The sequence below is a fragment of the Kitasatospora sp. NPDC004272 genome (assembly GCF_053603035.1).
In genome coordinates this window covers 1-11692 of sequence record NZ_JBSGET010000196.1, presented here as the reverse complement: position 1 = coordinate 11692, position 11692 = coordinate 1, and the positions used below count along the sequence as shown (strand labels likewise).

Here is an 11692-nt window from a genome sequence, read left to right as displayed (position 1 = left end):
CTCCAACACGCCGTTCCGGCTGTACAAGGGCCAGACCCATGGGGTCGTCCGGCGGGGGCGGCGGGCGGCCGTGGTGGCGGAAGGGGCCGGTGCTGGCCGGGGCGGTCCTCGTCGCCGGGCTCGGCATCGCACTGGGCGTGGTCGCCACCGGGGGTTCGGGCGGTGGCGGCAGCGCGCAGGCCGTCGAGATGCAGCCGGTGTCCGCGACCGGACAGGAGCCCTTCACCGACTCGGTCGCCAACGGCGGCACGCCAGCCTCGACCTCGCCCGGCGGCTCCACCCCGGCCGGCGGGTCGGCGGCCTCCGGCAGTGCCTCGGCCCCCTCCGGCGCCGGAAGCCCGAGCGCGTCCGGCGGCACCGTGAACGGCGGGCAGCCCGGCCTGTACGGCGGGACCCGCGAAACGGCCAGTTGCGACGTTCCCAAGCTCTCCTCCTACCTCGCCGCCAACACCGACAAGGCCCGCGCCTGGGCCGGGGTCGAGGGCATCGACGGCTCGCAGATCAACGGATACCTGAACGGCCTGACGCCCGTGGTGCTGCGCCAGGACACCCGGGTCACCAACCACGGCTACCAGAACGGGCAGGCCACCCCCTACCAGGCCGTCCTGCAGTCCGGGACGGCCGTGCTGGTCGACAGCCAGGGCGTGCCGCGGGTGCGCTGCGCCTGCGGCAACCCGCTGACGCCGCCGAGCGGCACCGGCGGCACGTACACCGGGACGGCCTGGTCCGCGTTCCGCCCGGACGGGGTGGTGACGGTGCAGCCCGCGGCGGCGCCGGTGAACCGGATCGTGCTGGTGGACCAGGCGACGGGCGGCCAGTTCGAGCGCCCCGTGGGCGGAACGGGCGGAACCGACGGCTCGGCCTCGCCCAGTGCGTCCGGTTCGGGCCCGTCCGGCAGCCACTCCGGGACGGGCACGCCGTCCGGCGGCTCCTCGGCCCCGTCGTCCGGGGCGTCGTCGGTCCCGTCCTCCGGCGGTTCGGGCTCGCCCGGCCACTCCGGCTCGTCCGGGCCGGCCTCGCCCGGCGGCTCGGGCTCCGGTGCTGGGCCCGGAGGCTCGTCGGGGCCCGCGAGTTCGGCCGGCGTCCCCGGTGTGTCCGCGCCCTCGGCGGGCGGGTCGAAGGCGGCGGGCTCGGGCACGCCGTGACGGCCGCCTGCCGGTTGGGCTGGCCGGGCCGGTCGGGCCGACCGCGGCCGTGCCGGGCAACGGCGACTGCGCCCGGCGGGGCGGCCGGGGTGCTCCCCGCGGTGCCGGAACGCGACACCGCGGCGCGGGCTCAGCGGGATGAGCGGGATGAGCGGGTTCAGCGGACGAGGTAGGCCGGTACGCCGGTGCGGGCCGCGTCCAGGACGGCGAGGGTGAGCTGTGCGCGGCGGGGGTCGCTCCGGGCGGTCAGTTCGGCGCGGGTCAGCAGGACGACCTCGGTGTGCTCGGCCGGGTCGAGGCGGATCGCGGCCAGCTGTCCGGCGGACAACTGGCCGCCGTGGAAGGCGAATCCGACCTTGGCGGGCCAGCCGTTCCGGGGCTGTTCGAACACGGTGGCCAGCAGCGGCAGCCGCTCCGGGTCGGGTTCCAGCAGGATGCCGGTCTCCTCGAAGCACTCGCGCACCGCGGTGTGCAGGGGGCTGGGGTCGGTGAACTCGACGTCACCGCCCGCCCATTGGAGGCCCTTGGCCGGGTCGGTGGCGCGCAGCAGCACGGCCTTGCCGTCCTCGGTGGTGAAGAAGACGCTGCCCCACATCGGGGCGGCGGGGATGGTGGGGAGGTAGGCGGGCAGCGGCAGGTGGCCGGGCAGGGCGGGCGGCGGCGCGGTGTGGCGGCGGATCAGGTCCGCTTCGTGGGCGGCGACCGGCTCCGGCAGGTCGGCGGGCGGGGCCCAGCGGTGGGTGTCGTGCTCGGGCGACAGCCGCACCTCCCGGGAGCGGCCGAGGTGGGCGGCGATCACGTACGCGCGGGTGCGGTTGCCGCGGGAGTTGGGATAGTCCCGGTGTCCGAGGTGGGCGGTGACCCGGACGCCGGTGAGACCGGCCTCCTCGTCCAGTTCGCGCAGCCCGGCCGTGACGAGGTCCTCGCCCGGTTCGGTGCCGCCGCCGGGCAGCTCCCACAGCCCGGCCTGCAGGGTGCCGGGCGCGCGGCGCAGCAGCAGGACCCGGCCGTCCGGGTCGGTGAGCAGGACGCTGGTGGAGGTGCGCTCGATGCCGTCCGCCCGGGCCCGGTCCAGCGGGTCGAACAGCGGGTCGCCCGGCGGCCGGGAGTCGGGCCGGGGTGCGGACGGTCGGGTGGCGGCCAGGGCGGCGGCGTGCTCCTGGAGGAGGCGGCGGGTGGAGTCGCGCAGGTGGAGGCGGTGCAGCTCCTCGGGGCGGAACCAGTGCACCAGGACGCCCTCGCGGAGGTCGGCCCGGTCGGGGTGGCCGTCCCAGCGGGCGGTGAAGATCCGGATCGGGACGGCCAGGCCGTGGCGGTCGGTCGTCCATTCGACGGTCAGCGGCTCGACCGCGCTCAGCGCCAACCCGGGTACTTCCTCGGCGAGTTCGCGCCGCAGCGTCGCCTCGATGGTGGCGTCCTGCGGTTCGCGGCCGCCACCCAGCAGGCTCCACTCGCCCGGCGCCCAGATGCCGGGGACGTTGTCGCGCAGGTGGAGGAGGTACTCACCGCGGCCGTTGTGGATGACGGCGGAGGCGTTCACGGACTCGGGCCGGCCGGTCAGGTCCGCGCCGCGGAGCTTGGCGCGCAGCCCGGGGGAGGAGACCTCGGCGAGCGGGCGCCACCCGGCCCCGGCGGCCTCCGCCGCCGGCAGGAGCGGTTGCGGCGGTTGCGGCGGTTCGCGGTCGGCGAGCTGGAAGACGAAGCGGAAGTCGTAGTGCCGGTGGGCGACTTCGCCCTCGGCCGGGTCCGGGTCGGTCTCGTTGACGTCGATGTCGACGTCGATGTCGACGGGGGTGTCGAGCAGGTGCGGCACCAGCCGGAGCGCTCCGGCGGGGATCCCGGTCTCCTCGGTGACCCCGCGGATCGCGGTCGCCAGCAGGCCCCCGCCGACGGGTTCGCCCGGGCCGCCCGGGCCGCCCGGGCCGCCCGGGCCCGGCACCGGCCCGGCGGCCCGGTGGCGGACGTGCAGGACGCGCAGGTCGCGGTCGACGACGACGCCGCTGCAGGTGACGCGCGCGGGCGGCGTGGCGGGGTCGGTCGGGTCGGACCCGGTGGCGGACGGCTCCAGCAGCGGCCGGAGCCGGTCCCGTTCGGCGGGGTGGCGCTGGAGGTAGCCGCGGGTGGCGGCGGCGATCTCCGCAGGGGTGGCAGGCAATCGGGGCTCCGTTCCGGTCTCGTGGGACGAGTCCGCCGGCGGGGCGGACGGCGGCAGGTCCCGGCGTTTCGAGCTGGTCAGTCGGTGGTGCCCGGGGGCCGGACGGGGGCCGGACGGGGGCCGGACGGGGGCCGGACGAGTGCCGGACGGGGGCCGGACGGGGGCCGTTCCCGCGGTGTCCGGGCACGGGGCCGGGACGAGGACGACGGGTCGGGGCCCCGACCCGGTGCCGCCGGCGGCACCGGTCCTCAGGGGCGGTGGCGCGGGGGCTCGATCCGCACCCGGCAGGGCGCCAGCAGTCGGTTCAGCAGTTCGGCGCCGGCCGCGGTGTCCAGCTCCACCGGCTCCGTGCCGGACGGCTTCACCAGCGCCGCCGACCCGGGCCGCTCGTAGAGCACGCAGGCCGCGGCGGTGGTGTCCCGCTTGGACATCCAGGCCAGCCCCTGCGCCCACGGCGCCTGCGCGCGGATCCAGGCCGCCCAGCGCCGGGTGTGCCCGTAGTCGGCGGCCGGGGCGTGCACCAGCCACTCGTCCTGGTGAACGGCCGCCAACTGCTCCGGCGTGCGCAGGCCCACCAGCGGAATGTCGCAGGTGGTCTCCAGCCGGGACAGCACCTTGCCCGCCACCGCCTTGCGGACGATCCGCCGCCAGCCCGTGTCGTCGAACTCGATGCCCCGGACCAGCGTCTCCAGCAGCGCGGTGCGCTCGGTGAACCCGGCGTACAGGTACGGCAGTTCGGTTCCGTCACCGGTGAACGAGCAGAACCGGCCGCCGCCCCAGTGCATGTCCGCGGGGCGCGGGTTGAAGGCGGCGGGCGGGTAGGCGGCCGAGTGCAGCCGCCACAACGCCGTTCCGGCGGGCAGCAGTTCGCGGTGCGGCGTGGCGCGCACCGTCGGGCCGGGGACCATCACGTCGGGCATCCGGTCACCAGTCCGCGAGTTCGGCACGGGCGGCGGGCAGCAGGTCGGACTCCCGTCCGGTGCCCAGCAGTTCGGCCGGCACCCCGGCCAGCCAGGCGTTCCTGCCCAGCCACCAGTCGGCGACGCCCCACGGGTCCTCGTCCGCGTCCAGCAGGCGGTTGACCGCCAGCACCGCCGGGAGCGGATCGCCGGTGTACCGGTCGAACTGGAACGACGGGATCACGACGCCGCCCTGGCGAACCGTCAGGCGGATCAGGTCCCGCCCGGACGGATCGGCACCCGCCGAGCGGCACTGGGCCTCCGTCCAACTCGCCCGCAGCAGCCGTTCGTCGGAGTCCAGGGGCGGACCGGGGTCGGTGGCCCGCGCGGCGGCCGGGGTGCCCGGCCGGGCCGGCACCGCACCGGCCACCGAGCCCTGCTCGGACGTCACGATGACCACCGGCCGGCCGAGGCCCGCCAGGGCCGCGCGCAGCGCCTCCGGGGTGTCCTCGCCGCCCTCCGCGTAGCGCGCCGAGTCGCTCTCGCCGGACGCGCCCCGCAGCGGGTGCCCGGCGGGCAGGGCGCGCTTCAGCAGGCGCTGGACGCTCCGGGCGGCGCGCACCGGGTCGTCGCCCGGATCCGCCAGCAGCGCGGCCAGTCGGTGGCGCGCGTCGGCGTCCAGCAGCGCCCACACCGCCTCCCAGTCCTCGCGCAGCGCGCGGAGCAGCTGGACCAGCACCCGTGCACCCCCTTCGCGTGGACCGTCCCGGACAATGTATCGCCTGGGCCGCTGCGGTGTAGCGTTCTCCCGGACGCGGGGGAAGCGAACGACCGCCCAGCGCACCGGGGGTGACGGGAAGTCACCTCGTGCCGCCGGTGCCACGGGTCCGGAAGGGGGACGGTGAGCAGTTCCGCGGCGTACGGGTGGACGTATCAGGACCGGGAGGCCGAGCGGCAGCGCCTGCTGCGCGCGCAGCTCGCCGAGCAGGCGCAGCGCGCGGAGAACCTGCGGCGGGCCCAGCTGCGCACCCGACTGGACGAACTGGGCGAACAGGCAGCCGAGTTGCGCGGCGAGGCCGGCCACCTGCGGCGCACCCACCGGATCGCCGAGGTGCAGGTCGCCACGGTGACGGCGGCGGCCGACGCGGACTCCGCCGAGCTGGCCGCGGCGGTGCGGCGCGCCGAACAGCAGAACGCCCGGGCCGAAGGCGAGTTGGCGCGGGCCGTCGACCGGGCGTGGACGGCGCTGGTGGCCGAGGCCGCCACCGCGCCCGCCCGTCCGGCCGCACCCCGCCCCCGCGGCGGGACGCCCGCCGAGCAGGCCGTCGCGGCCCGCGCGGCCGCCGAGGAGCACCTGGCGGACGTCCGGGCCCGGGCGGTGGCCGGGGCGCAGGCGCTGCTGGCCCGCGAGGTGGTCCGCTGCGACCCCGCCGACCTGCCGGAACTCGCCCTGCTGCGCCGCGCGTTGGACACCGCGCCGAGCGCCCAGTCGGTGCGCGCCGCGCAGGCCGACCTGGCGGACGGCGTGCAGCAGTCGGTGGCACGCCGCCGGACCGCCGAGCAGCGGGCCGAACTGCGCGCCGGACTCCTCCAGTTGGCGCAAGACGCGGAACCCGCCGAGCGGGCCCGGCTGATCGCCGCACTCGCCGCCGCCGAGGACCCGGAGACGCTGCGGGTCCAGGTCGCCCGGGCGGTCGCCGCGGCCGACGCCGCCCGCAACCGGGCCCGGGTCGCCGAGGCGCTGGCGGCGGCGCTGCGCGAACGGGACTACCGGGTCGGCGAGGACTTCGCCGACCTGCTCGCCGAGGACGGCGCGGCCGTGGTGCCGTTCGACGCGCCCGACGGCGGCGGCCCGGCCGAGGGCTACGGCCTGCGGGTGGTGCTCTCCCGGGAGACGGCCGCGGTGAGCACCGCCGTGGTGCGCGGACCGGGCTCCGGCGAGGACGGACGGCGCGACGAGGAGGTCCAGCGCTGGTTCTGCGAAGCCCAGTTGCCGGCCATCGAGAGCAGCGCCCGCGAACACGGCGTGGACCTGGAGCGCCGGCACGCGATGCTGCCCGGCCTGATGGCCGCCCCGCAACTGCCCGCGGAGGCCTGGCCGCGCACCAGGACCGCGCCGGCCGCGCAGAAGCCCGAACCCGCCAAGCGCCGCAGCGCGACCGGGACCGGGACCGCGACCCCGTACCGGCAGGAGCAGCACCGTGAGCGCTGACCCCGTCGACGTGGGCAAGGCGGCCGGGGCGGACGACGCGGACGAGGCCGGGCGGCGCCGCGCGGCCCTGCCGAGCTGGGTCCGCGAGCTCGAACTCGCCCTCGCCGTGCACCCGCAGATCCTGTTCACCGGCAACGTCCGCGACCAGTACCTGCTGCCCAGCGACCTGCCGCACTGCCGCAGCCCCCGGCTGGCGCCGTTCGACCTGGCCGCGGTGGTCGACGCGGTCTGCCGGGCCCGCGGCTACGGCGCGCTGGCCGTCGTCGACCAGGTCACCGACCACATCGCGGTCCGGCTGCTGGCCGGCGCCCCGGACGAGATGCCGCCGGTGATCCGCGAGTTGGTGGCCGCCGACGCCCGCGCCGCGCGCGCCAAGGAGGCCGGCGAGGAGGACGAGGAGCCCGCGCTGACCGACCGGCTGCGGGACGTCATGGTGGCCGCCGTCCGCCACCCCGGCCCGCCGGTCGGCCTGCTGGTCCCGTACGCGGCCCGGCTCGGCTCGGCCCGCGCCCCGGCCGCCGGGGAGGTCGCCCGGCTGTTCGCCGCGGTGGAGGAACTCGGCCACACCGCCCGGCCGGTGCGCCGCGGCGACGCCAACGGCGTCTACAACACGGTGTTCTGGGTGGTCGAGCGGCAGGAGGAACTGCCGATGGAGTTCCCGGTCGGCAGCCGCGCCGTCCGGGTGGTCAGCGTTCCCGCACCGCCGTACGACCAGCGGCTGGCCGCCGCCCGGCACGTGGTCGACGCGGTGGCCGCCCGGCAGGACGCCGCGGACCGGCCGGACGCCGCCGCCCGGGAGACCGCCGCCCGGGCGCTCGCCGACTCCTCGCACGGCATGGGCAGTTCCGAGGTGATGGCGATCGGCCGGATGGCGGTGGACCGCGGCCTGCCGGCCCACCGCCTGGAGGAGGCCGCCCGGCTCTACCGGGTCGGCGTCACCGACAACCCGTGGGCCACCGAGGCGCTGCGCGAGCGCATCCGGGACGGCGAGGAGTTCCTGAACGCCCGGGTGATCGGCCAGCCGCACGCGGTGCGCCGCACCCTGGAGATCTTCATGCGCTCCGCGTCCGGCCTGAGCGGCGCGCAGTCCTCCAGTTCGCCGAACCGGCCGCGCGGCACGCTGTTCCTGTCCGGCCCGACCGGCGTCGGCAAGACCGAACTCGCCAAGGGCATCGCCGAGATGATCCTCGGCAAGGACGCCCGGCCGATCCGCTTCGACATGAGCGAGTTCGCCGAGGAGCACGCCCGCGACCGCCTGATCGGCGCCCCGCCCGGTTACGTCGGCCACGACGCGGGCGGCGAACTCACCAACGCCGTCCGGGCCAACCCGATGAGCGTGCTGCTGTTCGACGAGATCGACAAGGCCAACCCGCGGCTGTTCGACCTGTTCCTGCAGATCCTGGAGGACGGCCGGCTCACCGACGGCCGCGGCGCCACCGTCTACTTCACCGAGTGCGTGCTGATCTTCACCTCCAACCTCGGCGCCGCCGCCTCCGCGCAGCACGTCGGGAGCGCACCGGCGGACCGTCCCCCGGCGGACGGCTCCCGGGCGGACGGCTCCCGGGCGGACGGCCCGTCGGCGGACGGCTCCCGGACGGACGGCGGCGACCGGCCGGAGCGCCGGCCCGGTGCCACCCGTCGGCTCAGCCGGCACGACGACCCGACCGCGGTGCGCCTCGCCCTGCGGGAGGCCTTCGACTTGTTCTTCAACGACCACATCAAGCGGCCCGAGCTGCGCAACCGCTTCGGCGACAACTTCATCCCGATGGACTTCATGCAGGAGAAGTGGGTGCCGCGGATCCTCGACAAGGCGATCGCGGCGGTGGCCGGCCGGGTCCTGGAGGTGCACGGCGCCACGCTGGAGGTCGGCGAGGACGCCTGGGAGGTGCTGCGGGTGGAGGCCGGGGTCCGGCTCGACCACGGCGGCCGCGGTGTCCTCACCGCCGTCGAGTCCGCGCTGGTCAACCCGCTGTCCCGGGAGCTGTTCCGCAACCCGCCGCGGCGCGGCGAGCGGATCGAGGTGACCGCCGTCGAGGGCGACGGCGACGCCGACGGCTACACCGTCGAGGTGACCCGTTGGCCCGGGTGAACCGGGTCCCCGCCCGGGTGAGCCAGGTCTCCGCCCCGGTCACCGCGCTCGGCCCCGGCCGGCGGCTCGGCGTCTGGTTCCAGGGCTGCGCCCTGGCCTGCCCCGGCTGCATGTCCCGGCACACCTGGGACCCCGCCGGCGGCCGGGAGCTGACGGCCGACCGGTTCGCCGAGCTGTGGCGGCAGGCCCTCGCAGACGGCGCCGACGGACTGACCGTCAGCGGCGGCGAACCGCTGGAGCAGCCCGCCGCCCTCGCCGAACTGCTCGCCGCCGCGGACCGCGAGCGGCGGAGCGCCGGCGTCGAGGCCGACCTGCTGGTGTACACCGGCTGGGAACTCGCCGACGCCACGGCCGACCCCGCGACCGCCGCCGCACTGGCCCGCGCCGATGCCGTGATCACCGGCCGCTACCTGGCCGGACAGCCCACCGACCTGGTCTGGCGCGGCTCCGCCAACCAGCGGATCGTCCCGCTCAGCGCGCTCGGCGAACGCCGCTACGCCCCGCACCTGGAACGCCGCACCGACCGGCCCGACCTCCAGGTCCGGGTCACCGACGGCGAACTGCGGATCATCGGCGTGCCCCGCCCCGGCGACCTCGGGCGGATCGAACGGGAGCTGCGCGAGCGCGGCGTGACGGTACGGGAGACCACATGGCGGCCCTGAGGTACCGCTGCCCGGTCGGCGAGGACGACTGCCCCGAGCACGACGAGCCCGGCTACTGCCCGAACCACGTGTTCGAGCCCCTGGAGGCGTACCAGCCGCGCCCCGCGGCGGCCGTCGCGGCGGAACCGGCGGCAGAGGGACCGGCGGCAGAGGAGCCGGCGGGGACGGGAACGGTGGAGAGGGGAGCGGCAGGGACCGGAGCGGCGGGGACGGGAGCAGCGACGCCGACGGAGAGCGCGCCGACCCGCAAGGTGGTGGCGCAGCCCGCCGCACCGCCCCGGCTCGCCCTGGTGCTCGCCGGGGTGATGCTGCCGCTGCACCCCGGCCGCACCCTGGCCGTCGGCCGCGACGACCCGGACTGCGCCGCCGTCCCCGGCCTCGCCGCGCTCGACCAGCTGTCCCGGCACCACGCCCGGCTGCGCTGGATCGACGGCGTGCTGCACGTCGAGGACCTCGCCTCCACCAACGGCACCTTCCTGGACGGCCGCCCCGTCGAGGCCCCCACCCCGGTCGGACCCGGCTGCCGGCTGCGGTTCGCCCTGGACATCGACGTCCAGCTGATCGAGATCGACGAATTCGGATCCCCGCGCTGAGCGGGCCGGCGAGAAGGACCACACCGCGCGATGGCCGCCACACCCGAGCCGTCCGGCCCGCCCACCCGCAAGCAGGGCGGCACCCCGGGCAGCCCGCCCACCCGCAAGCAGGACGCCGGCCGGCCCGGCAGCCCGCCGACCCGTCGGCAGGGCAGCCGACCCGCCCGCGAGCAGGACGCCGACGGCGGCGACGCCACCCGGGTGCAGCGGGCCGGTAGCGTCCCCGGCCCGCGCACGGGCGACTTCCCCGAGCAGCTGACCGACCGCTACCGGCCGCTCGCCCACGCCGGAGCCGGGAGCGAGGGCACCGTGTGGCGGGCCGAGCGCACCGACGGCGGCGGGGAGGTCGCGGTCAAGGTCGGCTGGGCCGGCGCCCCCGCCGACCAGGAGCTGCTGGAACACCTGAGCGCCGCGGAGTTCCGCCGGTGCGTCCCCGAGATCGTCGAGCACGGCGAGGTGGTGCACGCCGGCGACGTGCGCGCCTTCCTGGTGATGGAGTACCTGCCGACCACCCTCGCCGACCACCTCGCCGCCCTGCGCCCCGCCGGCGGCGGCACGGTCCGGGCGGCGCAGGCGCGCCGGGTGGTCGAGGGCCTCACCGACCTGCTGGACTTCTGGCAGCTGGTCATCGAGCGCACCCCCGTCGACTTCAAACCCGCCAACGTGCTGGTCCGCGACCCGGGCGGCCGCCCCGAGTTCGTGGTCGCCGACTTCGGCGGGGTGCGCAAGCAGACGGCCAGCCAGACCTTCCCCACCGAACTCCAGGTCACCCCCGCCTACATGGCGCCCGAACAGCTCGCCGGCCGCAACGACGCGGCCGGCCCCTGGTGGGCGCTCGGCGTCATCCTGTACGAGATGTACGCCGGCCGGAGCCTCTACGAGCGCACCGGCGGCGGCCGGGTCAGCGAGAACGCGCAGCGCGAACGCCTGGTGCTGGACGCCGTGGTGGAACTCTCCGGCATCACCGACCCCCGGCAGTTGCTGCTGCTCTCCGGCCTGCTCACCCGGGAACCCGCCGACCGCTGGCGGGCCGCGCAGGTCCGGGAGTGGCTGAACGGCGGCAGCCCCCGGGTGGTCCGGCCCGCCACCGGCCCGGCGAACCCCGCGCACCGGCCGGTCAACTTCCGCGGCGAGGACTACCGCAGCCCCGCCGAACTCGTCGAAGCCATGATGGCCCGCTCCGCCGAGGCCACCAGCTGGCTGGGCTTCGCCGGCGCCGCCCGGCTCGCCGACTGGCTGGACGAGATCGGCGACAACGCCGTCGACCTGCACCTGCTGCGCGCCGTGACCACCGCTGGCCCGGTCGACCGGGACCGCACCGCTTCGCTCGCCCTGCTCGCCCTCGGCGTCGCCTACGCCCCGCACGTCCGCCCGCACTACCGCGGCCGACCGGTCGACGCCGAGGGGCTGGCCGCCCTGGCCGTCGAGGAGAACGCCTCGGCCCTGGTCCGCGAACTCATCCAGCACGCCGTCCCCAACCACGCCGCCCGCTTCCACTGCGCCCACCGCCACTGCCCCCCGGACCGCTGCGTCCGGCTCCAGGCGTTCGACGGCCTGCCCGCCGCGGTCGACGAAGCGGGCCGGCTGGCCGCCGAGGCCGGACGGCCGTTCAGCGCCGCCGACCGGGACCGCGCGCTGCGGCTCGCCGTGCTGCTCACCGCCCGCCCGGAGGCCCGCGCCGCCACCATCCGCAAGATCACCCCACTGCCCGCCGCCCTCGCCGCCCTGCCCGGCCCCGCCCACCTCGCCGCGGCCGCCACCGCCGACGCCGTCCGCCCGGCCGCCGACCTGCTCCGGCGCGCCGACCGCGACACCTTCCGCCGCCGCTGGCCCGCACTGCGCCGGGCCGCGCTCACCGCCGACCCCGGCACCGTCCGGGGCCGTGCCGCCCTGGTCGCCGCCGACCTGCTGAGCGTCCACGCCGCCCGGCAGCGCGG

9 protein-coding genes are annotated in these 11692 nt (G+C 77.3%); 6 read left to right on the top strand and 3 right to left on the bottom strand.

The window, feature by feature from the left end:
- The first annotated feature begins 38 nt into the window (after positions 1-38).
- Positions 39-1145, top strand: a complete 1107-nt coding sequence (locus ACWEO5_RS35820; protein WP_452166285.1) for a DUF6777 domain-containing protein — start codon at positions 39-41, stop codon at positions 1143-1145.
- 157 nt (positions 1146-1302) lie between these two features.
- Here the strand turns inward: ACWEO5_RS35820 and ACWEO5_RS35815 are convergent, their stop codons facing one another.
- From ACWEO5_RS35815 to ACWEO5_RS35805, 3 genes are all read right to left on the bottom strand, one after another.
- Positions 1303-3300 (bottom strand): NUDIX domain-containing protein, encoded by a 1998-nt coding sequence (locus tag ACWEO5_RS35815; RefSeq protein WP_452166284.1) that lies wholly within the window; start codon positions 3298-3300, stop codon positions 1303-1305.
- Between the two features lie 248 nt (positions 3301-3548).
- Positions 3549-4220: an RES family NAD+ phosphorylase gene (locus tag ACWEO5_RS35810; RefSeq protein ID WP_452166283.1), complete on the bottom strand. Its 672-nt coding sequence runs from the start codon at positions 4218-4220 to the stop codon at positions 3549-3551.
- A 4-nt stretch (positions 4221-4224) separates the two neighbouring features.
- The gene (locus tag ACWEO5_RS35805; RefSeq protein ID WP_452166282.1) at positions 4225-4938 is read right to left on the bottom strand and encodes a hypothetical protein; all 714 of its coding nucleotides are present in this window, start codon (positions 4936-4938) and stop codon (positions 4225-4227) included.
- 162 nt (positions 4939-5100) lie between these two features.
- On the opposite strand from ACWEO5_RS35805, the gene ACWEO5_RS35800 reads away from it, so the two are divergent.
- From ACWEO5_RS35800 to ACWEO5_RS35780, 5 genes are all read left to right on the top strand, one after another.
- Positions 5101-6411 carry a hypothetical protein gene (locus ACWEO5_RS35800; RefSeq protein WP_452166281.1) on the top strand — a complete coding sequence of 437 codons (1311 nt, stop codon included), beginning with the start codon at positions 5101-5103 and terminating at the stop codon, positions 6409-6411.
- The gene (locus ACWEO5_RS35795; protein ID WP_452166280.1) at positions 6401-8500 is read left to right on the top strand and encodes an AAA family ATPase; all 2100 of its coding nucleotides are present in this window, start codon (positions 6401-6403) and stop codon (positions 8498-8500) included. Before ACWEO5_RS35800 ends, ACWEO5_RS35795 begins: the two co-directional genes overlap by 11 nt.
- Positions 8497-9162, top strand: coding sequence for a 4Fe-4S cluster-binding domain-containing protein (locus ACWEO5_RS35790; protein WP_452166286.1), 666 nt, complete (start codon positions 8497-8499; stop codon positions 9160-9162). Before ACWEO5_RS35795 ends, ACWEO5_RS35790 begins: the two co-directional genes overlap by 4 nt.
- Positions 9150-9755, top strand: a complete 606-nt coding sequence (locus tag ACWEO5_RS35785; protein ID WP_452166279.1) for an FHA domain-containing protein — start codon at positions 9150-9152, stop codon at positions 9753-9755. Before ACWEO5_RS35790 ends, ACWEO5_RS35785 begins: the two co-directional genes overlap by 13 nt.
- Positions 9756-9785: 30 nt before the next feature.
- A partial coding sequence (locus tag ACWEO5_RS35780) for a serine/threonine-protein kinase (RefSeq protein ID WP_452166278.1) occupies positions 9786-11692 on the top strand: 1907 nt, incomplete at its 3' end.

Bases quoted from the DNA above. Each gene is read 5' to 3' on its own strand.
- ACWEO5_RS35820 (WP_452166285.1), top strand. From the start codon at position 39: ATGGGGTCGTCCGGCGGGGGCGGCGGGCGGCCGTGGTGGCGGAAGGGG.
- ACWEO5_RS35810 (WP_452166283.1), bottom strand. From the start codon at position 4,220: ATGCCCGACGTGATGGTCCCCGGCCCGACGGTGCGCGCCACGCCGCAC.
- ACWEO5_RS35785 (WP_452166279.1), top strand. From the start codon at position 9,150: ATGGCGGCCCTGAGGTACCGCTGCCCGGTCGGCGAGGACGACTGCCCC.